Below are 14,806 nucleotides of genomic sequence, written 5' to 3' on the forward strand. Positions count from 1 at the left end.
CGGGGGAAGTCCGGTGAGAGTCCGGCGCTGACCCGCAACGGTGTGCGCGGGGACCCTGTGGTCCGTCGCGTGAGCCCGATCGCCCGTGGTGGGTGCGACCCGTTGACTGCTCGCCGTGGACTGCGAGAGGGGACCGCGCGGCCGGCACGGTCGTACGGGCCGTCTCCTCGATCGAGGCTCACAGGCTGGCCCCAGGCGAAGGACCCGCCCGCCCGTGCTCCGAAGGAAGCCGCGGATACCGAGACCGGCATCCGTCGCCCCCCGCGTTTCCGTACCACCGCTCGTCGTCGGGCTGGGGCTGTTCCTGCTCGTGTCCGTCGTGTGCGGTGTGGGGCTGGGCGCGGCCGGGATCGGGTGGGGCGATGTCTTCCGGCTGCTGGGGGCGGGGCTGACCGGCGGCACCATCGACGCCCGGGACGTCGCCGCGTACACCATCGTCTGGGAGCTCCGGCTGCCGCGTGTCGTGCTCGGTGCCGTCGTGGGGGCCGGGCTCGCGGCCGTCGGGGTGGCCGTGCAGGCGATGGTGCGCAACGCGCTCGCCGATCCGTTCGTGCTGGGCATCTCCTCGGGCGCGGCGGTGGGCGCCAACGCCGTGATCCTGCTGGGCGCGTTCGCGGGGCTCGGCGTCTGGGCGCTGTCCCTGTCCGCCTTCGTCTCGGCCCTCGCGGCCATGACGCTGGTGTACGCCGTGGCCCGGTCGCCGCACGGGCTCACCCCGCTGCGGCTGGTCCTGACGGGGACGGCGCTGGCGTACGGCTTCGAGGCCGTGACCACCGTGATGGTGTTCGGCGCGGCCCGGGGCGAGGCGGCCCGCTCGGCGATGATGTGGCTGCTCGGCAGTCTGGGCGGTGCGACCTGGGTCCAGGTGCCGCTCGCCGCCGTGACCGTGGCCGCCGGGTGGGTGTGGCTGCGGTGGCGGGCCGAGGCGCTCAACGCGCTGGCGATGGGCGACGAGACGTCCGCCGCGCTGGGCGTCCGACCAGGGCGGCTGCGCAGGGAGTTGTTCCTGGTCACCGCCGCCGTGACCGGGACCGTGGTCGCGGTCAGCGGGGCCATCGGCTTCGTCGGGCTGATGGTGCCGCATGTCGTACGGATGCTGGTCGGCGCCGATCACCGGCGGGTGCTGGCCGTGGCGCCGCTGGTCGGGGCCGTGCTGCTGGTGTGGGCGGACCTGCTGTCCCGGCTGCTCCTCGCGCCCGCCGAACTGCCCGTCGGGGTGATCACGGCCGTGGTCGGGGTGCCCGCGTTTCTGCTGCTGATGCGGCGCGGCGGCTACGCGTTCGGAGGTCGGTGACATGCGGCTCGACATCGAGGGTGTGACGGTCGAGGCCGCCGGGGCCCGCCTGGTGGAGGACATTCGACTCACCGTGGACAGCGGGACGTTCGTCGGGCTCGTCGGCCCGAACGGCAGCGGCAAGTCCACGCTGCTGCGGTGCGTGTACCGGGCGCTGCGCCCGGCCGGCGGTGTGGTGCGGCTCGACCGGGACGACGTGCACGCGATGGCGCCGCGGGCCGCCGCGCGGGTGCTGGCCGCGCTGCCGCAGGAGTCGTCGGCCGAGTTCGACTTCACGGTCGCCGAGGTGGTGGCGATGGGGCGGCTGCCGCACCGGGAGCGTACGGCCGCGTCCGACCGGGAGATCTGCGCCGCGGCCATGGACCGCACCGGCGTCGCCCATCTCGCCGGCCGCGGGTTCCTCGCCCTGTCCGGCGGCGAGAAGCAGCGCGTGCTCATCGCCCGTGCGCTCGCCCAGCAGCCTCAGGTGCTGGTCCTGGACGAGCCCACCAACCACCTCGACATCGCCCACCAGTTGGACGTGCTGTCCCTGGTGCGGGCCAGCGGCCTGACCGCGCTGGCCGCCCTGCACGACCTCAACCTGGCCGCCGCGCACTGCGACGTCCTGTACGTCGTCGCCGGGGGCCGCATCGTCGCCTCGGGCGCACCGCACGACGTCCTGCGACCCGGCCTGCTCGCCGAGGTCTTCGGTGTCCGCGCCCATCCGGTACGGCATCCGGAGACCGGCGCGGTCCAGCTCCTGTTCGACCTCCTCCCCCAAGGAACCACATGCGCAAGCTCGTAGCCACCGCCCTCTGCCTCGCCGCGACCGTCACCGCGACCGGCTGCGGAGCCACGGTCGAGAAGCCGGCCAACGCCAAGTCCTCGGCGGTGACCCTCACCAACTGCGGCCGCGAGGTGACCTTCGACAAGGTCCCCGAGCGGGTGGTCACCAACGACGTCGGCATCACCGAGCTGATGTTCGCCCTCGGTCTGGAGGACCGCATGGCCGGGTTCGCCATGCCCGACGACAAGGGCGATCTGAACGGCGTGCCGTGGAAGGACGGCTACGACAAGGTGAAGTGGCTGTCGAAGGAGCAGCTCACCAAGGAGAACGTCCTCGACGCCCGCGCCGACCTCGTCTTCGCCGGCTGGAACTACGGCTTCCGCGAGGACAGCGGCTTCACCCCCGACGCGCTGAAGAAGCTCGGCATCCCCTCGTACGTCCTCACCGAGTCCTGCCACAACGGCCGTACCGAGTCCTCGCGCGGCATCATGCCGCCCCTGGACGCCCTGTACGCCGACCTCACCAACCTCGGGAAGCTGTTCGGCGTCGAGCAGCGGGCCGCCACGCTGATCGCCGGCTTCAAGAAGCAGGTCGCGCGGGTGCGGGCGCAGGCCCCTGCGGCCGCCGACCGGCCGAAGGTGTTCCTGTACGACAGCGGGCAGGACCAGCCCTTCACCTCCGGCCGTTACGCCGCCCCCGAGCAGATCATCAGCGAGGCCGGCGGCGTCAACGTCATGCACGACGTCGAGGACTCCTGGACCACGGTGGGCTGGGAGAGCGTGGTGCGGCGCGACCCGGACGTCATCGTGATCTGCGACTACGGAGACGTCAGCGCCGAGCAGAAGAAGAAGTTCCTGCTGTCCTACGCGCCCCTGCGGAACGTCTCCGCCGTCAAGCACAAGCGGATCTTCGTCCTCGACTACGTCGACCTGGTGGAGAGCCCCCGCAACCCCTCGGCCGTCGCCCGGCTCGGCACCTATCTGCGGACGGTCGCCGAGGAGCGCTGAGCGTCGGCGCGGGAGCGCTCGAAGTGGCTCGGTCTGCCGTCGCGGTGGACGAGGCGGCCGAGCCGCTGGGCCCTGGCGCGGGGCATGAGGGTCCAGCTGCCGTCGGGTTCGCGCAACGCGGCCGAGTGCCACGGGGTGGTCCAGGCGTCGGGGGCGTCGAGGAGCCGGATGCCGAACTTGGGGGCGCCGGCCGGCTGGGGGTGGATCGACAGACGTACGGCACGCGGATGGTGGTCGGCGATCAGCTCCGCCCAGGCACGGCTGCGCTGGATGACGCCGTACGCCCGTCTGCGGCACTCGCGTTGGAGCGCGGAGCGGGTGCCGGTGAACCCGGTGGTGTCCTCGACGAGGAAGCGGGTGATGCCCCGGTACAGGGCGAGGGTGGGGGCGTCGGCGCGGATCTCGGCGCGCAGGGCGTCCAGGGTGGGGGCGTGGCGGTCGTGGACGTGGGCGCGTTTGGTGGCGTGGGGGAGGTCGCCGAGGACGTCGCGCAGGTCGAAGACGGAGAGGTGGCTCAGGTCCGACTCCCTGATCAGCGCGCGGAGTTCGTCCGCGTAGGCGTCGATGTGCTCGTCGGGTACGTGGATCAGATCGCCGAAGACATGGCCGTCGGAGCAGATGACGACGTGCGCGCCGGGCGGGTGGATGCGTGCGATGTCCGCGCACAGGGCGTGCAGGAAGCGGAGGGAAAGGCGTTCGGTCGCGGTCGAACCGCACGGCCAACTCTCCGGGCAGCCCGATGACTTGGGCGAGTACCCGGAAGGGGAAGTGGGCGGCGAACCCGGCGACGAGGTCGACGGGCCCGGTCACCGGGAGGGCGTCGACCAGCTCGTCGGCCAACTCCCGGAAGCTGGGCGTCAGTTGCTCGATGCGGCGTGGCGTGAAGGCGTCTGTCACGAAGCGCCGCATCCGTGTGTGGTCCGGTGGGTCCTGGTGGAGCAGGTGTGCCTGGAGCTGGGAGTGCTGCGGTTCGGGCATGATCGAGGCGCGGGCGCGCCAACGGTCGTTTCCCCGGTCGTGGTTCTTGCCGAGGCGGTCGTCGTTCAGCGCGGCGTGCGCGGCGTCGTAGCCGGTGACGAGCCAGGCCCGGACGCCGCTGGGGAACAGGACCCGGTGGACCGGACCGGCCTCGCGCATCCGCTCGTAGAGGGGGTAGGGGTTGCTCTTGTACGGGCAGCCCATCAGCGGGACCGGATCGGGGAGCGACTGCCGGTGCTGCCCGGCCGGGAGGGGTTCCTGGTCCTGGACGGTCATGGGTCGGGGCCTCCTCAGAGGGCTCAGAGGGCGAGTTCGGGCTGGTGGTGGTCCAGCCACAGCGCGAGGTCGACGACGCGTTCGAGGCGGAGGCGGTGGCTCCACTCCAGCCGCTCGGGCGGGGTGTCGAGGCAGGGCTTGATACGGGTCTCGTCGGCGAGCGTGCGGACCTGCTCGACGGCGAGGGCGGCACGGGCCAGGTCCTGGAGACCGCGGTTGTAGTCGGGGGGGTGGGTGGCCGGGTAGTGGTTCTTGGGCCGGTGCAGCACCGAGTCGGGGGCGAGCCCCGCTCCCGCCGCGCGCAGCAGGCTCTTCTCCCGGCCGTCGAAGCTCTTCAGTGCCCAGGGCGCGTCGAAGGCGTACTGGACGAGCCGGTGGTCGCAGTACGGGACGCGGACCTCCAGGCCCTGCGCCATGCTCAACCGGTCCTTGCGGTGCAGGAGTTGGCGCAGCCAGCGGGTCAGGGACAGGTGCTGCATCTCGCGCTGCCGTTGCTCGGCGGGGGTCTCGCCGTCGAGATGGGGTACGGCGGCGAGGGCGGTGCGGTAGGTGTCGTCGCGGAACTCGCCGATGCGCAGGCCGAGTTCGGGGTTGAGCGGCATGGCGGCCTCGTCGCCGGTGACCAGCAGCCAGGGGAAGGTGTCGGCGGCGAGTGCCCTGGGGCTGTGGAACCAGGGGTAGCCGCCGAAGACCTCGTCGGCGGCCTCGCCGGACAGGGCGACGGTGGAGTGCCGCCGGATCTCCCCGAACAGCAGGTACAGCGAGGTGTCCATGTCGCCGACGCCGATCGGCGAGTCACGGGCCACGACGACGGCTGCGCGGTGCTCGGGGTCGAGCAGCGCACGCGGGTCCAGTACGACCGTGCTGTGCTCGGTGCCGATGAACGCGCCCGCCTCGGTGGCGTACGGGGTGTCGTGACCGGTGCGCAGGACGTCGCCGGTGAACCGCTCGGCCTGGTCGCTGTAGTCGACGGCGTAGGACCGGATCCGGGCGTCCGGTCCCTCGCGCAGCTGGAGTTCGTCGGCGAGGAGGGCGGTCTCGTGGAACGACACCCAGCCGGTGATTCCGCACATGGGGACTCCTAGGTCAGGTCGAGACGGGGTCGGTGGTCCGCTCGGACGCGGTTGCCGTGGGCCGGCCGGGCCGGGCGAGCAGGGGCACGGCCACGCAGGCCGCCGTGGCGGCGAGGGTCAGCGCGGCACGTGCTCCGGCACCGGTGCCCGTCCCGGCGAGGCTCCAGACGGCCGTGGCCAGGGCCGGGCCGAGCGTGAAGCCGAGGCCCCGGGCGACCTGCACCGTCGAGCCGACGGTCGCGGTCCGCCCGGGTGGGGCGGCGCCCATGACCAGGGCCTGGGTCGGGCCGCCGCCCAGACAGAGGGCGGCCAGGGCACTGCACAGCGCGAAGCCGGCGGTGGCCGACAGCAGGGCGGGCCGTGTGCCCGCGCCGTCCAGCCGGCGGCCGACCGGCAACAGCAGGGCGACGACCGGGAGTTGATATCCCAGTGCCGCCCACTGGGCCGTGGCGGCCGGGACGTGCAGGTCCGCCGCGATGTCGGCCAGCGCCACGTTGACGATGTTCATGTCGAGCATCGCCACGAATGACAGCGCGCCCGCCACGGCCACGAGATCCCAGCGGTCCCTCACGCTCGCGCCCCCTCCTGCTCACGGCCGGGCCGCCGGACAGCGGCCTCGTCCCAGAGGTCGGGAGGTACGGGGGCCGAGTTCCCGGACATGGCCGGAAATATGATGAATGCGGAGTCGGCCCCCGTCACACGGCGTCAGGCCGTGGCGATGCCGTCCAGCTTGCCGGACTTGGCCTCCGCGACCAGCGACGAGAACTGGTCCGCGCTCATCTGCACCCGCTGCCCGAAGTCGTCCGTGAGGACCACCCGGCGCTCGGCCGGGGCGGCCGGGTCGACGAACAGCTGCGGACAGCCGCAGTCGCAGTTGCCGCAGAACGTCGCCACCGGGTCCAGCCCGGCCGTCCCTTGGATGTCGCTCATAGTGCACAACCTTTCGCGATCGTGGGCGCTCACCGCAGTGACCGCCCGGGACCGGCCCCGAGCACATCGCCCGGGGCCGACAGAGGGATACCCGCGCCGTCCGCCGGGGCCCGGTGGTCGAAGGCGATCAGCGGGTCACCGGTCAGCGGATGGTCCACCACCGTCGCCCGTACGCCGAACACCTCGGCCAGCAGGGCAGGTCGCAGCACCTCCCGGGGCGGGCCGGAGGCGACCACGTGGCCGTCGTGCAGGACGTGCAGCCGGTCGCACACGGACGCCGCGGCGTTGAGGTCGTGCAGCGACACCAGGGTCGTACGGCGCCCTGCCCTGAGCAGGGCAAGCAGTTCCACCTGGTGGCGGATGTCGAGGTGGTTGGTGGGCTCGTCCAGGACCAGCACGTCCGGCTCCTGGGCGAAGGCGCGGGCGAGCAGGACGCGTTGGCGTTCCCCGCCGGACAGCTCGGTGAACCGGCGCCCGGTGTGGCCCTCCATGCCGACGTCCGCGAGGGCGCGGGCGACGACGTCCCGGTCGGCGGCGTCCTCCCCGGCGAAGGCCCGTTTGTAGGGCGTACGGCCCATCGCGACGACCTCGCGGACGGTCAGCTCGAAGTCGCCGCCCCGCTCCTGCGGGAGGGCCGCGACATGCCGGGCCGCCTCGACGGGGCTCAGCCGGCGCAAATCGGTGCCGGCGAGCAGGACGCGGCCGGCGACCGGCTTGAGATGCCGGTAGACGGTGCGCAGGAGGGTGGACTTGCCGCTGCCGTTCGGTCCGACGAGGCCGGTGATCTCGCCGTCGGCCGCGATCAGACCGGCGCCGGAGACGACCGTACGGCCGGCGTACGCGACGTGCAGGTTCTCGATCTCGATTCTCAACTCCCGCTCCCCAGGCGCCGGTCCAGCAGATACAGCAGTGCCGGAGCACCGATCAGCGAGGTGACGACGCCGACCGGCAGCTCCTGCGTGTCCATGGCCGTACGGCACACGATGTCGACGACGACCAGGAGCAGCGCCCCGAACAGCGCCGAGACGGGCAGCAGGCGGCGGTGGTCTCCGCCGACGACCAGGCGGCAGGCGTGCGGGACCATGAGCGCGACGAAGGCGATGGCGCCGGAGACGGCGACGAGTACGCCGGTCAGCAGGCTGGTCAGCGTGAACAGTTCCCGGCGCAGACGGGTGGCGTCGACGCCGAGTCCGGACGCCGTCTCGTCGCCCATGATCAGCGCGTTGAGCGCACGGGCACGCGCCTGGAGCCACAGCAGGGTGACCGGTACGGCTACGGCGGGCGCGGCGAGCAGGGGCCAGCTCGCGCCGCTCAGGCTGCCCATGAGCCAGAACAGCACGCTGTGGGTCTGCTGCTCGTCGCCGGCCTGGAGCACGAGGTAGCTGGTGAAGCCGGACAGGAACTGCCCGATCGCCACCCCGGCCAGCACCAGCCGCAGTGGCGCGAACCCGCCCCGGCGCCGGGCCACTGCCCACACCAGCGCGAAGGTGGCGAGGGCGCCTGCGAACGCGGCGCCGGACAGGCCGAGCCCGAGCGCGCCGCCCGTGCCGAGGCCGAGCACGATCGCGGCGACCGCGCCGAGGGAGGCGCCGTTGGAGATGCCGAGGAAGTACGGGTCGGCCAGCGGGTTACGCACCAGGGCCTGCATCGCCGTACCGACGACACCGAGCCCCGCGCCGACGAGAGCGGCCAACAGCGCGCGGGGTAGGCGGAGTTGCCAGACGATGAGGTCGTCGGTGCCGGGGCGCGGAGCCTCGCCGGACAGGCGGCGCCACACCACGCTCCACATCTCGTGGGCCGGGACGGACGTGGAGCCCCAGGACACCGCCGCGGTGAGGGCGGCGAGCAGGGCCACGGTGAGGGCCAGGGCCAGCGGCGCGGCGGGCACGGAACGCGTCCGTGCCGGTTCCTGCCCGTCGCGCCGGTCCTGCGTGCCCTTGCGGCGCACCAGGGTGTCGATCACCGTCGGCCGGCCTTGCCCGGGTACAGGGTCTTCGCGATCGACTCGACCGTGTCGGCGTTGGTGACACCGGCGATGGTGGTCTGCTCGGAGCCGATACGCAGGAAGTGGCCTTCCTGCACGGCCTTGAGCCCCTTGGTGGCGGGGTTCGACTGCAGCCACCCGCGCGCCTCGTCGAAGGCCTTGTCGTTCGCGCTCTCGCTGCCCCGGTCGCGCACGCCGAGCTGGATCCAGTCCGGGTTCCTCGCGATGACGTCCTCCCAGCCGACCTGCTTGTAGTCGCCGTCGCAGTCGGCGAAGACGTTGCGGGCCCCGGCTAGGGTGATGACCGCGTGGGCGACCTGGCGGTTGCAGACGGCCATGGGCTGCTTGGTGCCGGCGTCGTAGTCGAAGAAGAAGTACGTCGGCCGCTCGCTCTCGGGCGTGCCGCCCACCGCCTTCCGTACGGCGTCCACCTTGCCGCGCATCCCGTCGACGAGTTCCCTCGCCTTCGCGCTCGTGCCGGTGACGGCGCCGAGGGCGGTGATGTCGTCCTCGACGGCGGTGAGGTCGGTGACGGGGCCCTTGCGCATGGCGGCGCAGGCCGTGGACTTCAGGAAGGTGTGCTTGATGCCGGCCGCCTCGAACTCCTCCTCGGTCGGCGCGTCGCCCATCCCGCCGCCCATGTTCATCGAGGCGAACGTGTCGATGTAGAGGTCGGCACCGGAGCCGAGGAGCTTCTCCTTGGGGATCACGGTGTCGCTGAGCACCTTCACCCGCTGTGCCCGCGCGTCGAGTTCGCCCGGCAGTGTGCCCTTGCCGGGTGGGAAGCCGGTGCCGATCACCTTGTCCCCGGCGCCCAGCCGCAGCAGCAGTTCCAGGCTGGAGGCGTTGCTGGTGACGATGCTCTTCGGGGCCGAGGCAAAGGTGGTCCTTACGCCGGCGCAGTCGGTGACGGTGACCGGGAAGCCGCCCGTGGAGCCGCCGTCCTTGCCGGCGGCGGAGCTCGCCGTGTCCTGGTTCCCGCTGCCGCAGCCTGCCGCCAGCAGGCCGCCGAGCACCGCGGCCGTCGTAGCCCGCCCCACACGAGAACGCATCGAAACTCCCCTGGATCCACTGGACGCACGGGCGGATCTCCGCCGCCCGGTCCAGTAGTCGGGGCGAACCCGGTGTCAGTTCCCGGCGGGGGGAACCGACACCGGGATCCGGGTCAGGCGGCCACGACGTCGGGCACGGCCACCGCCTCGACCCCGGCCTCGAAGACCGCCTCGGCTTCGGCCTCCGTCAGCAGTTCGACGAGGGTCGCGCGGGCGCGGGCCACACGTGAACGGACCGTCCCGACCGGGCAGTCGCTCATCTCGGCCGCCTCCGCGTAGGGCAGGCCCAGCATCTGGGTGAGGACGAACGCCTCACGGCGTTCGTCGGGCAGCGCGTCCAGCAGGTCGAGCAGCGCGATGCCGTCGTCGAAGCCGGGCAGGCCGGTCGGCTGGGCGCGTTCCGCCGTCAGCGTCCAGTCGTCCGTGTCGCACAGCCGCGGCCGGGCGGCGGCGTACCGGTGACTGTCGATCACCGCGCGACGCGCGATCGACAGCAGCCAGGCGCGCGCCGAGGAACGCCCCTCGAACCGGTGCAGGCTGCCGAGCGCCCGCAGGAACGTGTCCTGCGCCAGGTCGTCGGCGGCCTGCGGGTCGGCGGACAGATGCGCCACATACCGCACGACGTCACGGTGCAGCGAGCGGACGAAACGGTCCGTCGCGTCCGGGTCGCCGCCGCGGGCGGCCAGCGCCCACGCGGTCGTCGACTCGTCGCAGGAGGCCGCCTTGGAGGTGTGGTCCGCCTTCGTGTCTCTCACGCGGGTCGCGCGTGAGGAGGGCAGGGCAGGAGTGATCACCTGAGTCCTTCTCGGGTAGTCCGGACCCCGGCACGGCGGCCGGGACGGCAGCGGGCGCGAAGGCGTCGCCGCCGGCATCCGGGGACGCGTACGGGAGCCGTACGCGCACGCCGTACCGGAGGGATCCGGGGGTGTCGGGGACACGGCCGTACGACAGGTACGGCCGGGACCCGAGGCACGGTCGGCGTCGACGACTCGACGTCCGGGTCCGTACGGCCTCGGGAAACCGGCTGTCTCAGACGACAGCGATCCCCGGTGGAGGCCCCCGAGAGGTGATCGTGTGAACGAGCGGCAGCAGCCGCGGTGCCCGGTCGGAACGGCCGCGCCGCGGGCGCGGCCGCGGCCGGGTCGGCGGTACGGGCAGGGCGAGCGACAGCCGCAGCGGGGCCGCCAGCCATCCGGCCACGGCCCGCAGGATGCGGAACGCGGCACGCTCACCGTGCCCCAGCCACAGGCCACACAGCAGTGCGGCGAGGGTGTGGGCGGCGAACATACCGAGCGAGGACATGCCGGCCATGTCGTGGCCCATGTCCATGGGGCTCGTCCCCATGGGGCCCACGCCCATGTCGCCCGCACCCACGTGGCCCGCGGACATGTGGCCCGCACCCATGTGGCCCGCGGACATGTGGCCGGCACCCATGTGGTCAGAGCCCATGTGGCTCCCGTCCATGTGGCCCATGCCCATGTGGCCCGCGGACATGGAACCCATGTCGCGCCCGGCACCAGCGGCGGACTGCGCGAACTCGAAGGCCGCGTGCAGCCCGCCCTGGGCGACGACCACGACGGAGACGACGAGCGGGAGTCCACGCTCCCGGCCCGCCAGGCACCAGCCCGCGCCGCCCGTCAGGACGGCGCCGGCGGCCAGCGTCCACCAGGGGACGGACGCGCCCGACATCAGGACGTGACCGAGGGCAGCGAGCAACACGCAGACAGACGCGAACATCGCGGCCCGTATCGTGCGCACACCCCACCCAGCAGTCATGACGGCCCTCATCCTCGCATCCGGGGCCCACTCGTCACGGGTGGGTACGCACAACACCCCCGTCCCGCACTCAAGCCCAGAACGGTGATACAGGACACATCGCCTGGAGGGAACTGGGCGCGCACGCCGACCGACAAGTAAGGCGTGTGGGGGCTGTCTTCAACCGCCGCCGGCGAGGCTGTTTTCCGGGCTGTCCCCGGTGCCGCCGCCCTCAAGGCCCCTCCCCCGGGCGGACCACCACCGCCTGCACCTCGATCCGTCCGCCCCGCTCGAAGTGGAGGGTGAAGGGCACATAGGTGCCGGTCTGCCAGTCCGGATCGGCCCGCAGTGTCACGTCCAGGCCGAACGGGGACATGGCGAGGCCGCCGCCGGCCGGGATGCGGGCCGAGCCCACCGTCCGGGCGGACGCCGCGTTGCCGCTGGTCATGCGGTGGCGGCTGAGCGACATGCCGCCGCCGACCGCGGACGAGGTGACCTCCAGCAAGCGGTCGTCCGCGCCCCCGGTGTTGGTGATCCGGAAGAACGCGGCGCTGTCACGGACGTCGCCGTACGGCAGGAAGACCCGCCCGTCGGTGACCGCGATCCGCGCCGGGCTGCCCGCGCTGCCGGAGCCCACCCATGTGGTCAGTCCGCCCAGGGCGACACCGCACGCGGCGATCGGGGCGAGCGCGGCGAGCAGGGCTTCGGTGATCCGGCGGCGGGTCGGGCGCCAGGCCCGGGGGCGGGCCGTCGGGTCGGCCGTTCGTCCGGGCATCGACCCGGTCGTTCGCTCGGCAGTGGGTGCGGTCATCGGGTTCCTCCCCCGGTCGCGACGGGCCTTGGGCCCGGAACACCTGCCACGGCCTGTTCCCGGCCGCGCGCCGCCGCCGGTGCGGGTGCCGGCTGCCAGGCCCGCAGGCGCAGGCTGTTGGCCACCACGAGCACGGAGCTCACCGACATGGCCACGGCGGCGACCATCGGGTTGAGGAGGCCGACCATGGCGAGCGGCACGGTCAGCAGGTTGTAGCCGAAGGCCCACAGCAGGTTGGCTCGGATGGTGCCCAGGGTGCGCCGGGCGAGCCGGACGGCGTCCCCGAGGGCCTCGATGTCGCCGCGCACCAGCGTCACGTCGGCGGCCCCGATCGCGACGTCCGTCCCCGTGCCCATGGCGATGCCGAGGTCGGCGCCGGCCAGCGCGGCCGCGTCGTTGACGCCGTCGCCGACGACCGCGACGCGACGGCCCTGTGCCCTCAGCTCCCGTACGAGGTCGGCCTTGTCCTCGGGAGTGCGGCGGGCGTACACCTCCTCGATGCCGAGCGCGGACGCGACCGCGCGGGCCGGTGCCTCCCGGTCTCCGGTGGCGAGGACCGGGTGCACACCGAGGCGCCGCAGCCGGTCCACGGCCCGGTAGCTGCCGGGGCGTACGACGTCCCCGATCTCGATCAGGGCCCGCGTCGCCCCGTCGACGCGGACGACGACCGGCGTGTGTGCGGCCGCCTCCGCGGCCTGGAGGGCGCCCGCCAGCGCCGGGGGCAACTCGTCGTCCGGAGCGAGGACTTCGACCAACCGGCCCTCGACCCGGCCGCGCACACCCCGTCCCGCCTCCGCCCGGAAGTCGCTCACCTCGGGCAAGGGCCCCTGCTCGGACAGGGTCCTGCGGGCGTACGCGACGACGGCGCGGCCCAGCGGGTGTTCCGAGCCCTGTTCCACCGCCCCGGCCAGCCGCAGCAGGGCTTCCTCGCTGAGCCCGGGTCCGGGTCCTGATCCGGGTCCGGGTCCTGATCCGGGTCCGGGTCCGCCCTCCTCTCCGGGCACGGCCGTCAAGCGGGCGACGCTCATGTGCCCGGAGGTGAGGGTGCCGGTCTTGTCGAGGACGACGGTGTCGACGTGCTGGAGCCCCTCCAGGGCCTGCGGGCCCCGGACCAGGACGCCGAGCTGCGCGCCGCGTCCGGTGGCGGCCATCAGCGCGGTCGGGGTCGCCAGGCCCAGCGCGCAGGGGCAGGCCACGACCAGGACGGCGACGCACGCGGTGATCGCCGCCTGCGGATCGGCGCCGGCCCCGAGCCAGAACCCGAGGACGGTGACGGCCAGCGACAGGACCGCGGGGACGAAGACCCCGGCCACGGTGTCGGCGAGGCGCTGGGCCCGTGCCTTCCCGGCCTGGGCCTCCGTCACCAGCCGGGCGATCCGCGCCAGTTGGGTGTCCGCGCCCACGGCCGTGGCCCGTACGAGCAGCAGTCCGCCCGCGTTGACGGCACCGCCCACGACCGCCGAGCCCGGCCCGGTCTCGACGGGCTCGCTCTCTCCGGTGACGAGCGACAGGTCCACGGCGGAGTTGCCCTCGACGACGTCGCCGTCGGTGGCGACCCGCTCTCCGGGCCGTACGACGAAGACCTGCCCGACCGCCAACTCCTCGATGGGAAGGAGGTGTTCGCTGCCGTCGTCCTCGCGGACCGAGACCTCCTTGACGGCGAGGCGGGCGAGCGAGCGCAGCGCCGCCCCCGTGCCGTGGCGCGCCCGCGCCTCCAGGAAACGGCCGGCCAGCACGAACAGCGGGACGCCGACGGCGGCTTCGAGATAGACGTGGACGGCGCCGTCCGAGGCGGTCGGCAACAGGCTGAACGGCATCCGCATACCGGGCTCGCCCGCGCCGCCGAGGAACAGGGCGTACACCGACCAGGAGAAGGACGCCGCGACTCCCAGGGAGACCAGCGTGTCCATCGTCGCGGTGGCGTGGCGCAGCCCGCGCAGGGCCCGGGCGTGGAACGGCCAGGCACTCCACACCGCGACCGGCGCGGCCAGCACGAGGCACAGCCACTGCCAGTTGCGGAACTGCCAGTCGGGCACCATCGACAGCACGAGCACCGGCACCGCGAGCAGCGCGGTGACGAGGAGCCGCTCACGCTCCCGCCGCACACCCTCGGGTTCCCCTACGCCCTCGGGATCCCCTACGCCCTCGGGATCCCGTACATCCCCGGGCTCCCGTACATCCCCGTGCTCCCGCCCGCTCGCCCGTTCCGGTTCGCCGCCCCGGCGCTCCCGCCGCTTGGGCGGCTCGGGCAACGCGGCCTTGTATCCGGCCTGTTCGACGGTCGCGACCAGTTCCTCGGGGCGGACGTCCGGCGGATGGCTCACCCGGGCGCGCCCGGTGGCCAGGTTGACCGTCGCGGTCACGCCCTCCAGCCTGGCGAGCTTCTTCTCCACGCGTCGCACGCAGGCCGCGCAGGTCATGCCGCCGACGGTGAGGTCCGTGGTGGTCATCGGGGGTGCCGGTTCCGTGGCCATCAGCCGCCACTCCCGTGCCGCATGTCCATGTCCCTGATGCCCCCGATGTCTCCCATCTCCCCCATGTCCTGGTCTCCGGGGTCCGTGCCACCGCCGCCGCCATCGCCCGTCCCGGAGCGGTGCATGCCGGGCGTGACGGGCCCGGCGGCGGCTCCGACGGCGTACGACACCGTGAAGACCAGGGCGAGCAGCAGCAGAAACCCGCAGAGGGCAGGTGACACAAGTTGGGGTGGTTTCATCGACGGCCTCCTGACGCACGTACCGCTCCAGGAGTCGGGCGCGGTGGGCCGGGAGTTCCCGGACTCCCTCTCAGGCGGCCCCGCCGCGACGGCGTTCGGCCCGGTTCGGCTCCTGCGGCGAGGGCTCCTCGGGGTACGGGTGGCGCAGGCAGGAGGCGACCACCACT

Annotated in this window: 14 protein-coding genes and 2 pseudogenes; 3 read left to right on the forward strand and 13 right to left on the reverse strand. The window is 73.3% G+C overall.

Translation table 11 applies throughout. From position 1 onward, the window contains the following. Window positions 1–214 precede the first annotated feature (214 nt). Genes AQJ67_RS08745 through AQJ67_RS08755 form a run of 3 tightly spaced genes read left to right on the forward strand, consistent with a single transcriptional unit; the run spans window position 215 to window position 3,067 of the window. A complete protein-coding gene (locus tag AQJ67_RS08745; RefSeq protein WP_244190389.1) occupies window positions 215–1,294 on the forward strand; it encodes a FecCD family ABC transporter permease in 1,080 nt (359 codons plus the stop codon). A 1-nt stretch (window position 1,295) separates the two neighbouring features. Next, a complete protein-coding gene (locus tag AQJ67_RS08750) occupies window positions 1,296–2,078 on the forward strand; it encodes an ABC transporter ATP-binding protein (RefSeq protein WP_062717462.1) in 783 nt (260 codons plus the stop codon). Further along, entirely contained in the window at window positions 2,063–3,067 is a 1,005-nt protein-coding gene (locus AQJ67_RS08755; RefSeq protein ID WP_062717463.1) for an ABC transporter substrate-binding protein, read from the forward strand. Before AQJ67_RS08750 ends, AQJ67_RS08755 begins: the two co-directional genes overlap by 16 nt. Here the strand turns inward: AQJ67_RS08755 and AQJ67_RS44860 are convergent. From AQJ67_RS44860 to AQJ67_RS08810, 13 genes and pseudogenes are all read right to left on the reverse strand, one after another. Beyond that, window positions 3,037–3,765: pseudogene (locus AQJ67_RS44860) on the reverse strand (L-tyrosine/L-tryptophan isonitrile synthase family protein); the annotation flags it as partial. The gene AQJ67_RS08755 and the pseudogene AQJ67_RS44860 overlap by 31 nt on opposite strands. Further along, window positions 3,713–4,321, reverse strand: a pseudogene (locus AQJ67_RS49095) (cytochrome P450 family protein); the annotation flags it as partial. The pseudogenes AQJ67_RS44860 and AQJ67_RS49095, both read right to left, overlap by 53 nt. A 23-nt stretch (window positions 4,322–4,344) precedes the next feature. Then, window positions 4,345–5,394, reverse strand: coding sequence for an asparagine synthetase B family protein (locus tag AQJ67_RS08765; RefSeq protein ID WP_079055830.1), 1,050 nt, complete (start codon window positions 5,392–5,394; stop codon window positions 4,345–4,347). 13 nt (window positions 5,395–5,407) lie between these two features. Then, the gene (locus AQJ67_RS44870) at window positions 5,408–5,965 is read right to left on the reverse strand and encodes an MFS transporter (protein ID WP_107122813.1); all 558 of its coding nucleotides are present in this window, start codon (window positions 5,963–5,965) and stop codon (window positions 5,408–5,410) included. Between the two features lie 134 nt (window positions 5,966–6,099). Then, window positions 6,100–6,324 carry a hypothetical protein gene (locus AQJ67_RS08770; RefSeq protein WP_062717465.1) on the reverse strand — a complete coding sequence of 75 codons (225 nt, stop codon included), beginning with the start codon at window positions 6,322–6,324 and terminating at the stop codon, window positions 6,100–6,102. 29 nt (window positions 6,325–6,353) lie between these two features. Further along, the gene (locus AQJ67_RS08775) at window positions 6,354–7,196 is read right to left on the reverse strand and encodes an ABC transporter ATP-binding protein (protein WP_062717466.1); all 843 of its coding nucleotides are present in this window, start codon (window positions 7,194–7,196) and stop codon (window positions 6,354–6,356) included. Next, complete coding sequence (locus AQJ67_RS08780; protein ID WP_425264140.1) at window positions 7,193–8,287, reverse strand: FecCD family ABC transporter permease; 1,095 nt, start codon at window positions 8,285–8,287, stop codon at window positions 7,193–7,195. The genes AQJ67_RS08775 and AQJ67_RS08780 overlap by 4 nt, the downstream gene beginning before the upstream one ends. After that, a complete protein-coding gene (locus AQJ67_RS08785) occupies window positions 8,284–9,360 on the reverse strand; it encodes an ABC transporter substrate-binding protein (protein WP_062717467.1) in 1,077 nt (358 codons plus the stop codon). The genes AQJ67_RS08780 and AQJ67_RS08785 overlap by 4 nt, the downstream gene beginning before the upstream one ends. 113 nt (window positions 9,361–9,473) lie before the next feature. Next, the gene (locus AQJ67_RS08790) at window positions 9,474–10,154 is read right to left on the reverse strand and encodes a sigma-70 family RNA polymerase sigma factor (RefSeq protein ID WP_425264141.1); all 681 of its coding nucleotides are present in this window, start codon (window positions 10,152–10,154) and stop codon (window positions 9,474–9,476) included. A gap of 235 nt (window positions 10,155–10,389) precedes the next feature. After that, a complete protein-coding gene (locus AQJ67_RS08795; protein ID WP_062717540.1) occupies window positions 10,390–11,136 on the reverse strand; it encodes a hypothetical protein in 747 nt (248 codons plus the stop codon). Between the two features lie 211 nt (window positions 11,137–11,347). Then, window positions 11,348–11,890, reverse strand: a complete 543-nt coding sequence (locus AQJ67_RS08800) for a copper chaperone PCu(A)C (protein WP_062717468.1) — start codon at window positions 11,888–11,890, stop codon at window positions 11,348–11,350. A 32-nt stretch (window positions 11,891–11,922) separates the two neighbouring features. Next, the gene (locus AQJ67_RS08805; RefSeq protein ID WP_062717469.1) at window positions 11,923–14,400 is read right to left on the reverse strand and encodes a heavy metal translocating P-type ATPase; all 2,478 of its coding nucleotides are present in this window, start codon (window positions 14,398–14,400) and stop codon (window positions 11,923–11,925) included. Continuing rightward, window positions 14,400–14,639: a hypothetical protein gene (locus AQJ67_RS08810; protein WP_062717470.1), complete on the reverse strand. Its 240-nt coding sequence runs from the start codon at window positions 14,637–14,639 to the stop codon at window positions 14,400–14,402. Before AQJ67_RS08810 ends, AQJ67_RS08805 begins: the two co-directional genes overlap by 1 nt. Window positions 14,640–14,806 lie beyond the last annotated feature (167 nt).

The sequence above is a fragment of the Streptomyces caeruleatus genome (genome assembly GCF_001514235.1).
GTDB classification, from domain to species: Bacteria; Actinomycetota; Actinomycetes; order Streptomycetales; family Streptomycetaceae; genus Streptomyces; species Streptomyces caeruleatus.

What these genes read in the sequence shown, in the direction of transcription:
- AQJ67_RS08750 (WP_062717462.1), top strand. Translation starts at nt 1,296, where the DNA reads ATGCGGCTCGACATCGAGGGTGTGACGGTCGAGGCCGCCGGGGCCCGC.
- AQJ67_RS08755 (WP_062717463.1), top strand. Translation starts at nt 2,063, where the DNA reads ATGCGCAAGCTCGTAGCCACCGCCCTCTGCCTCGCCGCGACCGTCACC.
- AQJ67_RS08765 (WP_079055830.1), bottom strand. Translation starts at nt 5,394, where the DNA reads ATGTGCGGAATCACCGGCTGGGTGTCGTTCCACGAGACCGCCCTCCTC.
- AQJ67_RS08770 (WP_062717465.1), bottom strand. Translation starts at nt 6,324, where the DNA reads ATGAGCGACATCCAAGGGACGGCCGGGCTGGACCCGGTGGCGACGTTC.
- AQJ67_RS08785 (WP_062717467.1), bottom strand. Translation starts at nt 9,360, where the DNA reads ATGCGTTCTCGTGTGGGGCGGGCTACGACGGCCGCGGTGCTCGGCGGC.
- AQJ67_RS08795 (WP_062717540.1), bottom strand. Translation starts at nt 11,136, where the DNA reads ATGACTGCTGGGTGGGGTGTGCGCACGATACGGGCCGCGATGTTCGCG.
- AQJ67_RS08800 (WP_062717468.1), bottom strand. Translation starts at nt 11,890, where the DNA reads ATGCCCGGACGAACGGCCGACCCGACGGCCCGCCCCCGGGCCTGGCGC.
- AQJ67_RS08805 (WP_062717469.1), bottom strand. Translation starts at nt 14,400, where the DNA reads ATGGCCACGGAACCGGCACCCCCGATGACCACCACGGACCTCACCGTC.
- AQJ67_RS08810 (WP_062717470.1), bottom strand. Translation starts at nt 14,639, where the DNA reads ATGAAACCACCCCAACTTGTGTCACCTGCCCTCTGCGGGTTTCTGCTG.